Here is a 16,924-nt window from a genome sequence, read left to right as displayed (position 1 = left end):
GCGGGCACACGCGGCTCTGCGTTCCCGGCGTCGCGGCCAGAGCGGCACGAGCCTTGAGCGCCGGCGCCCGTGGCGGGAGGAGACCTCCGGTACCAGTTCCGTACCGGAGGAGAATACGTGGACGTCCACATCTTGGGGTGGATCGGCCTGGCGGCCATCATCTTGGCCCTCATCGCTATCGACATCGTTGGTCATGTGCGCACCCCGCACGAGCCCACCATGAAGGAGGCCGCCGTATGGTCGGTCGCCTACATCGCCATGGCGCTGGTCTTCGGCGGCATCATCTGGTTCGTGTGGGGTGGTGGCTTCGCCCAGGAGTACCTGGCCGGGTACATCACCGAGAAGGCGCTGAGCATCGACAATCTCTTCGTCTTCGTCATTATGATGTCCTCCTTCAAGGTTCCCCGGAAGTACCAGCAGGAGGTGCTTCTCGCAGGGATCGTCATCGCCCTCGTCCTGAGGCTCATCTTCATCCTGGCCGGGGCCGCGCTCATCGAGAACTACTCCTGGGTGTTCTACCCGTTCGGGCTCTGGCTCTTGTGGGTTGCCTTCTCGCAGGCCCGTGAGGGCGTTGAGGAGCCCGACGATGAGGATGAGGAGTACAAACCCAGCGGTTTCGTCAAGCTCATCGCGCGCGTCATCCCCATGACTGACGGGTTCGTGGGAGGAAAGGTCATTCACCGCCACGCCGGGCGCACCATGATCACCCCCATGATGCTGTGCATCATCGCCATTGGCACCGCCGACGTCATGTTCGCCGTCGACTCCATCCCCGCCATCTATTCGCTGACCAGCGAGCCCTTCCTGGTGTTTTCCGCTAACGCCTTCTCCCTACTGGGATTGCGTCAGCTCTACTTCCTCATTGACGGGCTGCTCGACCGGCTCATCTACCTCCACTACGGCCTGGCCGTCATCCTCGGTTTCATCGGTCTCAAGCTCATTGTTCACGCCCTGCACACCAACGAGGTCTGGTTCATCAACGGGGGTGAGGAGTGGCACGGCATCCCTGAAGCCTCGATCGGGGTCTCCTTGGGCGTCATCGTCACCACGATCGCCATCACCGTCATCGCCTCAGTCCTCAAGTCGCGCTCCAACGCCCGGCGAGCCGAGGTCGCATCCTGACGTCTCAGTCGGCAGGAGGAGGCCCCGGCCCCTGCCGACTGGGTACTGTCTGATCCGTGAGTACCACCGACACTCCTGAGGCTCCGGTGACGGGGCTCAGCGCAGCCCAGGTCGCTGAGCGCGTCAGCTCTGGACAGACCAATGAGTACCACGAGCGGACCTCGCGTACCGCCGTTCAGATCCTGCGAGCCAATGTCTTCACAGTTTTCAACGCCATTCTGGGCGTGGCACTGGCTGTCATTCTGGTGCTGGGGCGCTGGGGGGACGGGCTGTTCGGCGTGGTCCTCCTGCTTAACGCCGCCACTGGCACGGTGGCGGAGATCCGAGCCAAGCGCGCCCTCGACCGCCTCGCGGTGCTGGAGACGCCCCGAGCCGTCGTCCTGAGGGACGGGGTCGAGCGGGAGGTTGCTGTTGGTGACGTTGTCCTTGATGACGTCGTGCGCCTCAGCGCCGGTCAGCAGGTCCCGGCGGACGGGGAGGTCATCACCAGCGACGGCCTCGAGATTGACGAGTCGATCCTCACCGGAGAGTCCCGGCCCGTGCGCCCGGAACGCGGCGCCCGAGTCATGTCCGGGACCACGGTGACGGCTGGCACCGGCCTATTCCGCACCTCAGCCATCGGTGGAGATGCCTACGCCCACCGGTTGGCCCGGGAGGCGCGCAGGTACTCCCTTGTTGTCAGTGAGCTTCAGACCGGAACCAACCGGGTGCTGCACTGGATCAGCTGGGTCATCGTCCCAGTCGCCGTGATCCTGGTGTGGTCCCAGCTGCGTCTGAGCGGGAGTATCGGCCAGGCCTGGAGCACCGGCGAGTGGCGGCAGGCGGTCGTCGTTGGCATCGCAGGCGTCGTCAGCATGGTGCCCCAGGGGCTGGTGCTCCTGACCTCCGTCAACTTCGCAACGGCATCCCTGGCACTGGCCAGACGCAATGTCTTGGTCCAGGAGCTGCCCGCCGTCGAGGTCCTTGCCCGGGTCGACACCCTGTGCCTGGACAAGACCGGCACCATCACGACCGGCCGTATTCGCCTGGGGGAGATCCAAGGAGCCGACAGAGGCCAGGCTCCGCCCGAGGAGGTACTTGTGGCCCTGGCCGTACTCACTGGAACGGGCGAGCCCAACGCCACCGCGGATGCGATTGTGGAGGGGCTCAAGGAGCCCGAGCGACTCGGTGAACAGGGTCTGAGGGAGGCTTTGGTCTCAGTCGGTGAGTGCAGGTCGGGCCGCGTGAAGTCGATCCCCTTCTCCTCGCGCCGGAAGTGGTCGGCGATCCGGGACGAGGCCTGCGGTACCACATGGGTTCTCGGAGCCCCCGAGATCGTCCTGGCCGATCACAGTGAGCCCGTCCTGGAGCGTGCCCGCCGGATCGCCGCGCAGGGGACACGCGTCGTCGCCCTGGCCCGATCCTGTTCGCCCTGGACACAGGCATCGGAGGACGATGAGCCACGGCTGCCCGGCGGCCTTGAGGCCGCCGGGATCGTCGTCCTCACCGAGGAGATCCGTCCCGACGCCGCCGAGACCCTCGCCTACTTCCGCCAGCAGGGCGTTGACGCCAAGGTCATCTCCGGCGACAGCCCCGAGACGGTGGCCGCCGTCGCCCGCCGGGCAGGCGTCACCGCTGCCGACGGCGGCGAGCTCGTCGCCCTGGATGCGCGCACCCTGCCTGCCGGGGCAGGCAGTGGGAAGGAGACTGAGGAGGAGCTGAACCGTCTGGCTGACGCGGTCGAGGGCGCCAGCGTCCTAGGACGCGTCACTCCCGAGCAGAAGCGGGCGCTGGTTCGGGCACTGAAGTCGCGTGGTCACGTCGTCGCGATGACCGGGGACGGTGTCAACGACGCCCTGGCCCTCAAGGATGCCGACTTGGGGATAGCCATGGGCAACGGGGCGCCGGCCACGAAGGCGGTTGCGCGCCTGGTGCTCCTCAAAGGCGAGTTCTCCGCCCTGCCGGGGGTTGTGTCCCAGGGGCGCCGCGTCATGGCCAACACTGAGCGCATCGCTTCCCTGTTCCTGGCCAAGACCATCTATGCCTCACTGATCGCCGTCGTCGTGGCCGTTACAGCGATCACCTATCCCTTCCTGCCCCGCCAGTTCACGGTCGTCTCCTCCCTGACGATCGGGATCCCGGCCTTCGTCCTGGCCCTGGCCCCCAGCTCACAGCGCTACCGGGCAGGATTCTTGAGGAGGGTTCTCAGCCTGTGCGTGCCCACAGGAATCATGGCAGGCGTTGTCACCCTGTCCACCTATCTCTGGCTGACCTTCACTCACGCCCCCCGAGCTCAGGTGACGACGGCGACGACCCTGGTTCTCATCACCTGCGGGTTGTGGCTGCTCACGCTGACCGCCAGACCTCTGACGAGCTGGCGATTGGGGCTCGTTGTACTCATGGGATCAATCGCGGTCCTGGGTGTCGTGGCTCCACCGGTGCGCGCCTTCTTCGAACTGGCCTGGCCCACCCCCGGGGTGTGGTGGGTCACTGGGCTCATGGTCGGACTGGCGATTGGTGGCATTGAGCTCGTTCACATCGTGCGGCGCAGAATCGTACGCAATCGAGGCTAAGCCCCTTCTACCTTGTTCTACCCTGCGGCCACCAGGCGAAGCCACCCGTGTCGGGGATGGAGGCTGACATCGACGGTCAGGAATCCGGCCCTGTGGGCCAGACCGGTCAAGGTCTCACTGTCGGGGATATTCATGTCCAGACGCTCAGCCCAGGGACCTGCAGCCAGCCGATCAGCGTACTCATTGGCGATCACGAGTCGGCCGCCGCGGCTGAGGACGCGGCGGATCTCAATGAGACCGGCCTGAAGATCCGGCCAGAAGTAGGTGGTCTCGAAGGCCGTCACCACGTCGAAGAAGCCGTCACGGAAGGTCAGGTTCTCCACCGACCCCTCCAGGACCCGCAAACGCCCGGAGGTCACGGCGGCACGGTTGACGCGACGGGTGGTCTCAACCGCCTCGGGGGAGTGGTCGACACCGGCCACCTCACGACGAGTCCGCGTAAGGATCCGGGCGATGGCCTTGCCGCCTCCGCAGCCGACGTCGAGCACCTTGTCGCGGGGGCGGATCTCCGCCGCCTCCAGCCCCCACCGGTGCAGACGGGCATGCGCAATATTCATGCTGCGCAGGACCAGGAGCCCCATCACAGACGCAGGGCGGGAGAACTGGGAATCAGCTGACGCGGTGGAGGAGGCGGGGCTCTCTGAGGCAACCATGAGTCCATGCTCCCGACCGGGCGGGGTGGGCGCAAGAGGCGTCAGCAAATGCAGTGGCGCCGGGCCGGCTCAGGCCAGGACTCCGATGACGGGGTTCCACTCGCGTGGGATGCGCTCGTTGATGTAGCCGGCTTGATGAAAGGGGTCCTCCTCGAGCAGGGCCAGCGCACCGGCCTCGTCGTCTGCCCGCACGACGATGAGGGCGTCATGGGTGCCTACATAGGGGCCTGCGGCGAGCAGCCGACCCTCATCGGCCAGGCGGCCGTTGAAGGCGCGGTGCGAGGGGCGCACGGCGGCCATCTCCTCGTCCTTGTCAGTGACGTAGTGGTACTCGACGGCGTAGATCTTGCTCATGGGCTCCAGCATAGGGGGAGGGTGCCTCAGTCGTGGCCCGAGAACAAGATGGTGAGCATTCTTCCGGCGTGCTGGTGATGAGACGCGTCGAACACGTGTGCGATCACACGGCATCGGCGACAAGCCCCTAGACTCGAATCCCGTGAACGACTCTCTCATCATCCGTGGGGCCCGCGAGCACAATCTCAAGGGCGTGGACCTGGACCTGCCTCGCGACACGATGATCGTCTTCACCGGTCTGTCCGGCTCGGGCAAGTCCTCGCTCGCCTTCGACACGATCTTCGCCGAGGGGCAGCGCCGTTACGTGGAGTCCCTGTCCTCCTACGCCCGTCAGTTCCTGGGACAGATGGACAAGCCCGACGTCGAGCTCATCGAGGGCCTGAGTCCGGCGGTGTCCATCGACCAGAAGTCCACCTCGCGCAACCCCCGCTCCACGGTGGGGACAGTGACCGAGGTCTACGACTATCTGCGTCTGCTGTACTCGCGGGCGGGCATCCAGCACTGCCCGGCCTGCGACGCGGTCATCTCCTCCCAGACTCCGCAGCAGATCGTCGACCAGGTCCGCTCCCTGCCTGAGGGCACCCGTTTCCAGGTGCTCGCCCCCGTGGTGCGGGGCCGCAAGGGCGAGTACTCCGAGCTCTTCGGTGAGCTGCGTGGCCGCGGCTTCAACCGGGTGCGCGTCGACGGCGCCGTCGAGCGCCTCGACACCCCTCCGACTCTTAACAAGCGCCTCAAGCACGACATTGAGGTCATCGTCGATCGCCTCGTCGTCCGCGAGGGCATCCGTCAGCGGCTGACCGACTCGGTCGAGACGGCTCTCGGTCTCGCCGAGGGTCTGGTCATCATCGAGCAGGTCGACCTGCCCGACGACGATCCCGAGCGGGAGCGGCGCTACTCCGAGAAGCGGGCCTGCCCCAACGAGCACCCCCTGGCCCTGGACGAGATGGAGCCACGCACCTTCTCCTTCAACGCCCCCTACGGCGCCTGCCCCGCCTGCACAGGAATCGGGACTCGGCTCGAGGTGGATCCCGAGCTCGTCGTCCCCGACGAGGAGCTCACCCTGGCCGAGGGCGCTGTCGCCCCCTGGTCGAGCCACCAGAAGTACTTCACCCGCCAGCTCGAGGCCCTGGGCAAGGAACTCTCCTTCGACGTCGACACCCCCTGGCGTGCGCTGCCGGCGCGTGCCAGGGAGGCGATCCTGCGTGGCAAGGACTACGAGGTCAAGGTCACCTACCGCAACCGCTGGGGGCGCGAGCGCATCTACTCCACCGGATTTGAGGGCGTGATCGACTACGTCATGCGCAAGCACGATGAGACCGAGTCCGACTGGTCCCGCGAGCGCTACCAGGCCTACATGCGCGAGATTCCCTGCCCTGTCTGTGACGGTGCCCGGCTCAAGCCCGAGGTGCTGGCCGTGCGCGTGGGCGGGCTCTCCATCGCCCAGCTGTGCGAGCTGCCCATCAGCGAGGCCCGGGACTTCCTGGCCGAACTCAACCTCACCGGTCAGGCCGCCCAGATCGCCGGCAGCGTCCTGACCGAGATCAACGCGCGCCTCGGTTTCCTGGTCGACGTGGGACTGGACTACCTCAGCCTGGCCCGTGGTGCGGCCACGCTCTCCGGAGGTGAGGCCCAGCGCATCCGCCTGGCCACCCAGATCGGCTCGGGCTTGGTGGGCGTCCTCTACGTCCTGGACGAGCCCAGCATCGGCCTGCACCAGCGCGACAACACCCGTCTTATCGAGACCCTCCAGCGACTGCGGGACCTGGGTAACACGCTCATCGTCGTCGAGCATGACGAGGACACTATTCGCTCAGCCGATTGGATCGTCGACATCGGCCCCGGAGCCGGTGAACTGGGCGGCGAGGTCGTCTACTCCGGTGACGTCGCCGGCCTGGCCGGAGCCGAGGGCTCGGTCACCGGCGACTACCTGGCCAGGCGGCGCCGGATCGAGATCCCCGCCAAGCGCCGCAAACGCGATAAGAGCCGTGAGGTGATCGTCGTCGGGGCACGCGAGAACAACCTCAAGGACGTCACCGTGTCCTTTCCTCTGGGTGTACTGACCGCCGTCACTGGAGTTTCCGGCTCGGGCAAGTCCTCCCTGGTCAACTCGATCCTGTATCAGGTGCTCGCCAACCGACTCAACCGCGCCCGCGGCGTTCCTGGAAGGCATAAGACGGTTCGAGGCGTGGAGCACCTGGACAAGGTCGTCCACGTCGATCAGTCGCCGATCGGTCGCACCCCCCGATCCAATCCCGCCACGTACACCGGGGTGTGGGACCACGTCCGCAAGATCTTTGCAGCCGTGCCCGAGTCGAAGGTGCGTGGTTACGGGCCTGGACGCTTCTCCTTCAACGTCAAGGGCGGGCGCTGCGAGTCATGCAGGGGAGACGGCACGCTCAAGATTGAGATGAACTTCCTGCCCGACGTCTACGTCCCCTGCGAAGTCTGCCACGGCGCCCGATACAACCGGGAGACCCTGGAGATCCGCTACAAGGACAAGACGGTCGCCGACGTCCTGGACATGACCATTCACCAGGCCGCGGACTTCTTCTCCGCCTCCTCGGTCATCTCCCGTCACCTCAACACCCTGGTCGAGGTGGGATTGGGTTATGTGCGCCTGGGCCAGTCGGCCACCACGCTCTCCGGCGGTGAGGCCCAGCGCGTCAAACTGGCCACCGAGCTCCAGCGCCGCTCCACCGGTAGAACCATCTATGTCCTCGACGAGCCGACCACCGGACTGCACTTCGAGGACATCCGCAAGCTGCTCGGAGTGCTCCAGGGACTGGTGGACAAGGGCAACTCCGTGGTGGTCATCGAGCACAACCTCGATGTCATCGCGAACTCCGACTGGGTCATCGACATGGGGCCCGAGGGCGGTAAGGGCGGGGGAACCGTCGTCGTGGCCGGCACACCGGAGAAGGTCGCGGCTACGGACTCCTCCTACACCGGCCGGTTCCTGGCCCCGATGCTTCAGGCGGCCCGCGGCTGAGTCGCTGGCGCTGAGCCGATTCCGGTGAATAGCCCTGTCTTAGAGTCGAGGCCGGTTGCGCTTATCGGCGCCGTCGGCCTGCTCACGACGCTGTTCCTGGGCGTAGCGGTTGTAGAGCAGCGAGAGCACGAAGCAGGCGATGCCCGCAACCGCAAGCGAGACGACCCGAACGATTGAGTTCTGCGAGGCCATGTCGATTCCCGCGAGCTTGAGCACAGACAGGAGCACCAGGGTCAGGCCGTAGTGGCGCAGAATCGTCAGACGTGCCCTGAACCCGAAGACGATGCAGCCTCCGCCGGTGGCCAGCACCATCACCGACATGAGGACCGACCCTGGTCCGGTGTCGGTGATCACAGTGACCGAGAGCCACATGAGCAGGGAGTTTCCGATTGCAAGACTCAGGCAGGCCCCGGCTTGCCGTGCCCACGGAAGCAGGATCCAAGTGGCGGTTGCTCCTAGTCCCAGGGCCACAGCCACCAGCGCCATCATCCAGATCTCCGACGCGGCCTCACTCGCCCACAACAGTGTCTGCGCGGCGATGATGCTCAGCAGCCCCGACACGATCCACGACGGCGCTGGTGCCCCCGTCAGAGAGCCGTGTGACTTGGGCAGGGCCTTGCCCTGGGGGTCCACCTGGTAGCGGGCACCTCGGCACTGACCGCTGAGAACCCGCAGTGGCGTGGCCTCACTGGAGAACGCGCCCAGGAGGATAAACGCAATGGTGACGAGGCCCGGAACCATGCGCAGGCCCGCCCAGGCGCCCTGGGAGCCGCTCACAAGGCCGTCTGCCAACGCGGGAGCGAGGACGGCCAGGTTGAAGATGATGGTGGCCAGAGCCAGCCGCAGAGCCAGCGTCCGTGAACGGGCGCTTGACTGAACGGGATGCGAGGCGGGAGGTGGTGTGGTGTGCGCGCTTCGAGTGCCGAGCCACTCGGCCACGACCGCCATGAGTGCAGAGGCCACGATGGAGGCGATGAGGGATAGGAGTTCAGCCGGAGAACCCCCGATGACGAGGAGTAGGAGGATCGGCAGCGTGCCGAGAAGGGCCAGAATCGGAGCAGGTTCCACCCTTCCGCCGACAATCACGGGCAGGAAGCAGAGCATCGTGGTGATGACGACGCAGACGTAGGCTCGAGGAGTGTCGATGATGACCATCCCGATGAGTGCGATGGGCAAGACCGACACCTCGTGTCCGATCGCCATGGCGCTGCGCCACTGGTCGGGGCTGTTGGGCATGAGTACTGCGAGCGCTGCTCCGGCCAGCAGGAGGAGCTCGAGTAGGTAGGTGACCGCAACAGTGGAGTGCGCCACGAGGAGGTACTTCTGTTCCACCAGCAGATTCCCGTATGCAATCAGAAGGATCGCTGCGGCCAGGCCCCAGTCCCAGCCGGCAGTCTTGATGTCGATGCTCCACAGACGTCTACTGGCGTGCGTCATCTGGCAGGCCAGAATCAAGCACAGGGACAGGACGATGCCAGTGCCGCCGGCGGCGGAGATACGCAGCATCGGACTGACCGGAGCGAAGACGAGTGCCACCGCTGTCGCCACCATTGACGTCACTGGGTACCATGCCGCCAACCTCATCCGTCGCGTACTGTGCGACAGCACTCCACAGGTGAGGGCCAGGACCGTGACGTAGACGCTGATCATCAGCCAGGTGACGAGGGCGGTGGTCTGCTGGTGCTGCACATGGCTGACTGCGAAGCCGATGGTCACCAGTGCACCGATGGTGGAGACGACCGCAGTGAAGAGCACCCGGGTCAGGTGGGAGACGAGCAGGAGCACGAGCCCCCAGCAGGCCATGAGGACCAGAGCGGGCTCCGGACCGAGCATCCCGTCCAACAGGACGGCTCCCACGATGGAGACGAAACCGAGCCCGCCACCGGTCCCGGTGATCGTTGCCGCAGCGACACGGAACCAGGGCCGGCTGGTGCCCAGGCGAGCGCCGGTAGCAGTCATGGTCACCGCGATGAGTGCCAGAGCCAGGATCTTGGCCACGTCGGGAATGGAGTCCCACACCAGCGCCAGAAGACTGGCCCCAGCCGATAGGACGAGTACTGCGGCGGCGCCGGAAAGCAGATAGCGCCCGAGGTTGCCCTCCTGCGTTGCTCGCTGCGCCCAGCCGGGGACCTCATTGGCCCCGGTGGCCTCCGTACGGCTCGTCCCAGTCGACTCCTGATACGACTTGGCTCCAATGCGGGCATCGGGGAGGTATCCCATGGAGGAATGGCTGTTCGATAGCCTCGAGGGCTCTGCCGATACAGTGAGACGGGGCCTCTCGTGGGGCTGAGCTACTGGCTCCTTACCAACGGGATGGTGGGACGGCTCGGAGTTCTGGGTGGGGCCGGCCGCAGCGGCCTCCTCGTCTTCTGCCCCCTTCTCCTCGGTGACAGGATTCGCCACAGGGGCGCTCGCCTTCAGAGACATGGTGGCAGCCGGTGAAACGGCTGCGGTTGGGGATGCAACGTCGTCGCCGGGGCTCGCGGCGACCTCAGTGGTCTCGTTTGTATCGACAGTCCCCATCGGGGACGCATGAGTGGTGCTCTTGCCGGCTTGCGAGGGTTCGGCTCCTGGTTGCACCGGAGTGCCGACGGTGTAGGTCAACCAGGTGACGCGCTGGGCAATCCAATCGATCTTCTTCTCGATGAGGTCCAGACGCTGAAGAAGCAGATTGGCATTCGGACCCACCTGGGGCGGCATGGACATGGCGATTCTCCTGGAGACAGGTGCTTCACATAAGGGGGACTCATCACTGAGCCAGCTCGCTGAAGGATACGAGCAACTGGGAGCTGCCGAGAAGGGGAGGCCTTCCCCCTGTGGATAACCTGATATAGAAATGACTGGACGGTTGACATCTGCCACACAAACGAACAGAGTCGAACAAACTGCCACAATAACAGTCATCGTGGGATAGGCTGGGCGTCATGAGCGAGAACGGACTCACTGCCGCCCAGCACAAAATGCGCGACGCGGGCGTCGCCGAGCAGGCCATCACAGTCTTCACCCACTACTACCGGGCCCTGGAGGCCGGAGCCACGGGACTCATCCCTGAGGAGACCATCGAACCGCTCACGAGGATTGACTCACTCGCTGACGTTGAGGTCAGCGAGGAGGCCGCTCGTGAGGCACTGAGCAGAACGGTTCTCATCCGCCTCAACGGCGGCCTGGGAACCTCAATGGGGCTGGACTGCGCCAAGTCACTCCTGCCGGTGCGTGACGGTAAGACCTTCCTCGACCTGCTGGTCGATCAGGTCGCGGCGGCCCGCCGGCGCTACGACGTGAGTCTGCCGCTGATCCTCATGAACTCCTTCCGTACCCGTGAGGACTCTCTGGAGGCCCTTGCCGGGCACCCAGAGATCCAAGTAGACGGCCTTCCACTCGACTTCCTGCAGAACCGCGAGCCCAAGCTCCGCGCGGACGATTTGAGCCCGGTTGAGTGGGAGGCCGACCCCGAGCTCGAGTGGTGCCCGCCGGGGCACGGCGACATCTACACCGCGCTGCTCGCCTCCGGCCTGCTGGACGCGCTGCTAGACAAGGGCTACCGGTATGCCATGACCGCCAACTCCGACAACCTGGGGGCGGCGCCGTCGGCCAGAATCGCAGGCTGGTTCGCGGCCTCCGGTGCGCCCTATGCCCCGGAGATGTGCCGCCGCACGCCGGCCGACGTCAAGGGGGGACACCTGGCCGTGCGTAAGAGCGACGGGCGCATCATCCTGCGCGACACCGCGCAGACACCCGAAGACCAGATGGACTACTTCACCGACCAGTTCCGTCATCCCTTCTTCCACACCAACAACCTCTGGTTCGACCTCAAGGTCCTGCGAGACACCCTGGCCGAGCGCGGCGGAATCCTTGGGCTGCCGCTCATCAGGAATACCAAGACGGTTGATCCCGCAGACTCGTCCTCGACGCCGGTCATTCAGCTGGAGACCTCGATGGGGGCGGCAGTGGAGGCCTTCGAGGGGGCGACTGCCATCGAGGTGCCTCGATCCCGCTTCCTGCCGGTCAAGACCACCAACGACCTGTTGCTGGTGCGTTCGGACGTCTATGAGGTCGACGACGACGGCCTGCTGCAGATGGTCCCGGAGCAGGCCTGCACCGTGAATCTCGATCCCCGCTTCTACAAGAGGATCCAGGACTTCGAGGCGCGGTTCCCCAGGGGCGTCCCATCGATCAAGGATGCGCAGTCGCTGACTGTGGAGGGGGACTGGACCTTCGGGGCCGACGTCGTCGCCAGCGGTGAGGCGCACGTGGGCCAGGAGGGCTCTCCCGGCAGGATCGCCGACGACGCCCGGATCTGATGAGGGATCGCGCCAAGGTCAGCGGGACAGTCTCACTGGCTTGTCGATGCGTATGAGCTTGTCGGGGTTGCGGACGATGAGAACTTGCTGAACACCAGCCTCTGAAGCAACCAGGAAGACCACGAACTCTACGTTCTCGGAACTGCTGACCACGGCTGCTAGCTCCCCGTTGAGCCGCGCCGGCGCCACATCGAACTGTGGCGCCTTCGCGGCGATGCCGATAAGGAAGCGAGCCACGGACTCTGCGCCCCGGACGGGGCGGCGTGCCGCCGAGGCCCGGCCTCCACCATCAGACACGAGTACGGCGTCGGGAACCAGCAGGCGTACGGTGGCCGCCAGGTCTCCCGAGCGAATGGCGCTGGTCAGCTCGGTCCACAGCTCGAGAGAGGGACTGGCGCGACGGTGTGTTCGCCCTTCTTGCAGCCGAGTGCGCGCACGGTGTACCAGCTGGCGTACGGCGGTGTCGGATGCATCGATGATGCGACCGGTCTCCGCCGACGACAGGGAGAAGACCTCTACCAGGAGGAATGCCGCCCGTTCGGCCGGGGAGAGGGTCTCCAGTACCATCAGCGTCGCCTGAGAGACCGTCTCCGCCAGGATCAGGTCGTCGGCCAGATCCGCCTCGGTGGCGACCGGCTCAGGAAGCCACGGTCCCGGGTAGGACTCCTTCCGGTTGGCCTCGGAGCGCAGCGCGTTGAGTGCCAGGCGCGTGGCGATACGGCATAGCAGCGCGCGCTCCTGCCGGACCGGTTCCCTGACGCGTTGGCGGCGCAGCCATGTCTCCTGCACGATGTCCTCGGCCTCCGCCGCGCTACCGAGCATGCTGTAGGCGAGGGTGAACAGTACGGCGCGATGCTCCTCGAAATCCTGACTGGACCTGTCGTCCGTATCTTCGGGCTGGTCGGAAGCAGTCATTGAGCCGGGCCTCTCACGATGCGGTATGAGCCGGAGTGCTGAGCCTCCTCGATCAACCACTGAGTGGTGCGGTCCATGACCCAGTCCTTGACTCGCCGGGCCTCTGTCCCCGTCAGGATGGAACCGTTGGGAACGTCGTCCGGACTTACGTGCTCGACGAGGCCGCGGTTGCGTCCCAGCGAGACACAGCGCATGACATAACCGACGCCTGTCTCAGGTGGCGGAGCATCGAGCACCTCGGAGATGAGGATATCAGCGGCGACGGCTCCCAGAGACAGGGCTGAGGCGCAGCTGGGGCGCAGGTGCGAGGCCGGAGGCGCAGCGCAATCGCCGATCGCGGTAATCCTGGGATCGTCGGGGGAGCGTAGGAACCTGCTGACCACGATGCGCCCATCGGAAGAGGTCGACACTGGTGGATCGCACGGAACAGTGACCGGTGCAAAACCTGCCGTCCATATGGTGAGCATGCCGGGCTCGGGCTGGCACAACTGGTTGTCGGTCACCGTGCAGCCCAACCGACGCAGTTGGCGAGAGGCCTGCTTACGGGCTCGTACGCCGAGGTGGGAGCCAACGGCGCCGGAGTCGACGATCTCAACATCGAATCCTTGCTCAGCAAGTTCCGCGGCGGTCTCGATCCCGGTGAGGCCGCCGCCGACGACGCGAATGCGCGTGTGGGAAGAGTCGACAAGTTCATCTCGAAGCGGCTGCAGATCGGCGATCCCGGAGATCGGCAGGGCTCCAGAAGGTGCCCGGCTGGTGCTGCCGGTCGCCAAGACGACCTGGTCGAAGGGAATGGGGTCGCCATCGGAAAGATGGACGACACCCCGTTTGCGATCGATGCTCGTCGCGCGGCCGATGACAACGTCGATGGCTGGGTTGAGCAGCTCGGACAAGGGCCGTACCGGGTCTTCTTCAGCACGAAGAGCCTCATGCAGACGAATACGCTCGACAAGGTGTGTCGAGGCACTGATGAGGCGAACACGTGTGAGGGCGGTGGCCATTGGGTGAGAAGCAATCCGGTTGGCTGCCATGATCCCGGCGTACCCGGCCCCGATGATGACGATGGTGGTGCGATGCGTTGGACTCATACCCATCAGACACATCGGCGCATCGAATTGTGACAGTTGAGCCGAGACTGTGACGGCATCCATAGTGGGAGGCTGATTCTGAGGTCGCCTTTGCTCGTCTGCTTGCAGAGCGGGGTGATGTAGGTGATGTAAAAGTACCCGCCCGTGGGGCGGGTACTGTCAACTTGGTGTCAGGATGCTGTGGTGGGCGATACTGGAATCGAACCAGTGACCTCCTCGGTGTGAACGAGGCGCTCTAACCCCTGAGCCAATCGCCCGGTGCGGCGCTAACCCTAGCCAGGCGCACACCGTGGGGGCAAATACCTGCTCGGTGAGGTGAATCACCGCGATGCTGTTTGCCTGTGGATGCGATTGTGATGCTATGGTTTTCCAGCACCGAGCGGTTCGGTCGAACCGTGAGGAATCACGCGGATGTGGCTCAGTTGGTAGAGCATCACCTTGCCAAGGTGAGGGTCGCGGGTTCGAGTCCCGTCATCCGCTCCGAGGAGCCGGGAGCGCCCAGCCCCAGCATTCTCATGGTGGGTTGGCCGAGAGGTTAGGCACCGGCCTGCAAAGCCGTTTACACCGGTTCGAATCCGGTACCCACCTCGGGCGATTGGCGCAGCGGGAGCGCGCTTCCCTGACACGGAAGAGGTCACTGGTTCGATCCCAGTATCGCCCACCACGTACGAAGGCCTGAGCCCGCCGGCTCAGGCCTTCGTCGTTTCGGCGACTGGCGGCCGGCTGCGGAGCAGCGTGTCGTGGGCGAGGTCGGTCGGCGTCTACCCTAGCGGGCATGGCCGACCCCTCGACGTACCGTCCCGCCCCGGGCGAGATCCCCACGTCCCCGGGCGTCTACCGGTTCCTGGACGGACAGGGACGCGTCATCTACGTCGGCAAGGCCAAGAATCTGCGTCAGCGTCTGTCCAACTATTTCCAGGACCTCGCAGCTCTCCACCCACGCACCCAGAAGATGGTGACCACGGCCTGCGCGGTGGAGTGGACCGTCGTGTCCACCGAGGTGGAGTCCCTGGCCCTGGAGTACTCCTGGATCAAGGAGTTCAACCCCCGTTTCAACGTCATGTACAAGGACGACAAGTCCTACCCCTACCTGGCGGTGACGATGGGGGAGACCTACCCCCGCGTCCAGGTGGTCCGTGGGGCCCGCAAACCGGGAACCCGCTACTTCGGTCCCTTCGTCCAGGCCTGGTCTATCCGCGAGACTGTCGATCAGCTGCTGCGCGTCTTCCCGCTCCGCTCCTGCTCGGCCGGCGTTTTCCGCCGTGCCCAGGCCTCGGGACGTCCCTGCCTGCTCGGGTACATCGATAAGTGCTCAGCCCCCTGCGTGGGCCGCATCAGCCCGGAGGACCATAGGGTGCTGGCCGAGGACTTCTGCGCCTTCATGGCCGGCCGCACTGGCCCCTACCTGCGCCAGGTCGAGGCTGAGATGAAAGCCGCAGCCGCAGCCCTCGACTTCGAGAAGGCCGCCCGCCTGCGCGACGACACCACTGCGCTGCGCAAGGTCATCGAGGGCAACGCCGTCGTCCTGCCCGACGCCACCGACGCCGACGTCTTCGCCCTGGTCCGTGATGAGCTCGAGGCGGCTGTCCAGGTCTTCCACGTGCGCGGCGGCCGCGTGCGCGGACAGCGCGGCTGGGTCGTGGACCTCATTGACGACGCCGGGGACGCCGAGCTCATTGAGCGTCTTCTCGAGCAGGTCTATGCCTCCCTCCTCGATCCCGCTGACGACGGGGCCGTCCACCATGGTGGGGCCCCCACGTCGTCCGGTACCACCACCTCTGTCGGCGTCGGCGACCGCGCGCCCTCCAGCCCCCAGCCCCGCAGCGGACCGAGCGGCTCCAGCGGCGCCTCCTCCAGACGCAACGGTGAGTCGGCGGCAACCAGTGTCGACGACGTCGCCCACACGGCCACCACCGCGGTCCCCCGGGAGATCCTCGTGCCCGAGGTGCCCACTAACGCCGCCACCGTGCGCGCCTGGCTGGCCGGGCTGCGGGGCGGGAGGGTCGACCTGCGCGTCCCACAGCGCGGTGACAAGGCCGCCCTCATGGACACCGTGCGTAAGAACGCCGCCGAGGCCCTGCGCCTGCACAAGACCCGTCGTGCCGGCGACCTGACCCAACGCACCCTCGCGCTCGACGAGCTCGCCGAGGCCCTCAACCTGCCCGAGGCGCCCCTGCGCGTCGAGTGCTACGACATCTCCCACACCCAGGGCACGTACCAGGTCGGCTCCATGGTTGTTTTCGAGGACGGTGCACCGCGCAAGTCCGACTACCGCCGCTTCACCGTGCGTGGCCAGGACGGCAGCGGCGCCACCGACGACACCGCGGCCATGCATGAGGTCCTCACTCGACGGTTCAAGCGGCTCATCGCCGAGCAGGGACAGGGTGAGGCGGCCGCACGGGCGGCCGAGGAGATCGAGGACGCCGAGGGCATCGCCGTCGCCTCCGGCCCCATCGATCCTGAGACCGGGCGGGCCCGGCGCTTCTCCTACGCGCCCGGACTCGTCGTCGTCGACGGCGGCCTGCCGCAGGTCAACGCCGCCCGTTCGGTCCTCGACGAGCTCGGTATCGATGTGCCGCTCATTGGACTGGCCAAGCGCCTGGAGGAAATCTGGGTACCGGGGGAGGAGTTCCCCGTCATCCTGCCGCGCACGTCGTCTGCCCTCTACCTGCTCCAGCACCTGCGCGACGAGTCCCACCGATTTGCCATCACCCACCACCGTAGGAAGCGTTCGGCCGGGATGACCCGCTCGGTACTGGACGGCGTTCCCGGCCTGGGGCCCGCCCGACAGGCGGCCCTGCTGCGCGAGTTCGGATCCGTCAAACGCATTCGGCAGGCAGAGGTGGACGACATCACCCGTGTCAAGGGAATCGGGCCGGCGCTGGCGGGTAGCATCTTGGCTCACCTCAACAGTCCGGAAAATAAGCCGTAGTACGATTTCACAATGCGC

General features: G+C 65.9%; 10 protein-coding genes and 4 tRNA genes. 8 read left to right on the top strand and 6 right to left on the bottom strand.

Going from position 1 to position 16,924, the window contains the following annotated elements:
* Positions 1 to 117 precede the first annotated feature (117 nt).
* A complete protein-coding gene (locus tag RWR81_RS00910; RefSeq protein ID WP_314453025.1) occupies positions 118 to 1,122 on the top strand; it encodes a TerC family protein in 1,005 nt (334 codons plus the stop codon).
* 56 nt (positions 1,123 to 1,178) lie between these two features.
* Positions 1,179 to 3,674, top strand: a complete 2,496-nt coding sequence (locus RWR81_RS00905; RefSeq protein ID WP_314453021.1) for an HAD-IC family P-type ATPase — start codon at positions 1,179 to 1,181, stop codon at positions 3,672 to 3,674.
* A 17-nt stretch (positions 3,675 to 3,691) separates the two neighbouring features.
* Here the strand turns inward: RWR81_RS00905 and RWR81_RS00900 are convergent, their stop codons facing one another.
* Together RWR81_RS00900 and RWR81_RS00895 are read right to left on the bottom strand one after the other, a co-directional pair.
* Positions 3,692 to 4,327 (bottom strand): class I SAM-dependent methyltransferase, encoded by a 636-nt coding sequence (locus tag RWR81_RS00900; protein ID WP_314453019.1) that lies wholly within the window; start codon positions 4,325 to 4,327, stop codon positions 3,692 to 3,694.
* Between the two features lie 69 nt (positions 4,328 to 4,396).
* Complete coding sequence (locus RWR81_RS00895) at positions 4,397 to 4,681, bottom strand: YciI family protein (RefSeq protein WP_043538517.1); 285 nt, start codon at positions 4,679 to 4,681, stop codon at positions 4,397 to 4,399.
* 142 nt (positions 4,682 to 4,823) lie between these two features.
* Between RWR81_RS00895 and uvrA the strand changes: the two genes are divergently transcribed.
* Positions 4,824 to 7,670, top strand: a complete 2,847-nt coding sequence (gene uvrA / locus RWR81_RS00890) for an excinuclease ABC subunit UvrA (protein WP_314453015.1) — start codon at positions 4,824 to 4,826, stop codon at positions 7,668 to 7,670.
* 39 nt (positions 7,671 to 7,709) lie between these two features.
* Here uvrA and RWR81_RS00885 read toward each other — a convergent pair whose 3' ends face one another.
* Positions 7,710 to 10,376, bottom strand: a complete 2,667-nt coding sequence (locus RWR81_RS00885; protein WP_314453012.1) for a DUF2339 domain-containing protein — start codon at positions 10,374 to 10,376, stop codon at positions 7,710 to 7,712.
* Positions 10,377 to 10,594: 218 nt separating this feature from the next.
* On the opposite strand from RWR81_RS00885, the gene RWR81_RS00880 reads away from it, so the two are divergent.
* Positions 10,595 to 11,971, top strand: a complete 1,377-nt coding sequence (locus tag RWR81_RS00880; RefSeq protein WP_314453010.1) for a UTP--glucose-1-phosphate uridylyltransferase — start codon at positions 10,595 to 10,597, stop codon at positions 11,969 to 11,971.
* 18 nt (positions 11,972 to 11,989) lie between these two features.
* On the opposite strand, the gene RWR81_RS00875 is transcribed toward RWR81_RS00880, so the two are convergent.
* From RWR81_RS00875 to RWR81_RS00865, 3 genes are all read right to left on the bottom strand, one after another.
* The gene (locus RWR81_RS00875; protein WP_314453007.1) at positions 11,990 to 12,886 is read right to left on the bottom strand and encodes a sigma-70 family RNA polymerase sigma factor; all 897 of its coding nucleotides are present in this window, start codon (positions 12,884 to 12,886) and stop codon (positions 11,990 to 11,992) included.
* Complete coding sequence (locus RWR81_RS00870) at positions 12,883 to 13,974, bottom strand: FAD-dependent oxidoreductase (RefSeq protein ID WP_314453003.1); 1,092 nt, start codon at positions 13,972 to 13,974, stop codon at positions 12,883 to 12,885. Before RWR81_RS00870 ends, RWR81_RS00875 begins: the two co-directional genes overlap by 4 nt.
* Positions 13,975 to 14,155: 181 nt before the next feature.
* A tRNA-Val gene (locus RWR81_RS00865) sits at positions 14,156 to 14,231 on the bottom strand.
* 150 nt (positions 14,232 to 14,381) lie between these two features.
* On the opposite strand from RWR81_RS00865, the gene RWR81_RS00860 reads away from it, so the two are divergent.
* The 4 genes from RWR81_RS00860 (at position 14,382) to uvrC (ending at position 16,906) form a co-directional block, all read left to right on the top strand.
* Positions 14,382 to 14,454, top strand: a tRNA-Gly gene (locus RWR81_RS00860).
* Positions 14,455 to 14,491: 37 nt separating this feature from the next.
* Positions 14,492 to 14,562, top strand: a tRNA-Cys gene (locus tag RWR81_RS00855).
* A 1-nt stretch (position 14,563) separates the two neighbouring features.
* A tRNA-Val gene (locus RWR81_RS00850) sits at positions 14,564 to 14,638 on the top strand.
* 111 nt (positions 14,639 to 14,749) lie between these two features.
* Positions 14,750 to 16,906, top strand: a complete 2,157-nt coding sequence (gene uvrC / locus RWR81_RS00845) for an excinuclease ABC subunit UvrC (RefSeq protein WP_314453000.1) — start codon at positions 14,750 to 14,752, stop codon at positions 16,904 to 16,906.
* Positions 16,907 to 16,924 lie beyond the last annotated feature (18 nt).

The organism is uncultured Actinomyces sp. (assembly GCF_963526355.1).
In the GTDB taxonomy this organism is placed as follows: Bacteria; Actinomycetota; Actinomycetes; order Actinomycetales; family Actinomycetaceae; genus Actinomyces.
The sequence above is the reverse complement of the archived record's forward strand: the minus strand, read 5'-3'. Positions and strand labels throughout refer to the sequence as shown.

What these genes read in the sequence shown, in the direction of transcription:
- RWR81_RS00900 (WP_314453019.1), bottom strand. Translation starts at nt 4,327, where the DNA reads ATGGTTGCCTCAGAGAGCCCCGCCTCCTCCACCGCGTCAGCTGATTCC.
- RWR81_RS00885 (WP_314453012.1), bottom strand. Translation starts at nt 10,376, where the DNA reads ATGTCCATGCCGCCCCAGGTGGGTCCGAATGCCAATCTGCTTCTTCAG.
- uvrC (WP_314453000.1), top strand. Translation starts at nt 14,750, where the DNA reads ATGGCCGACCCCTCGACGTACCGTCCCGCCCCGGGCGAGATCCCCACG.
- RWR81_RS00895 (WP_043538517.1), bottom strand. Translation starts at nt 4,681, where the DNA reads ATGAGCAAGATCTACGCCGTCGAGTACCACTACGTCACTGACAAGGAC.
- RWR81_RS00875 (WP_314453007.1), bottom strand. Translation starts at nt 12,886, where the DNA reads ATGACTGCTTCCGACCAGCCCGAAGATACGGACGACAGGTCCAGTCAG.
- RWR81_RS00880 (WP_314453010.1), top strand. Translation starts at nt 10,595, where the DNA reads ATGAGCGAGAACGGACTCACTGCCGCCCAGCACAAAATGCGCGACGCG.
- RWR81_RS00870 (WP_314453003.1), bottom strand. Translation starts at nt 13,974, where the DNA reads ATGAGTCCAACGCATCGCACCACCATCGTCATCATCGGGGCCGGGTAC.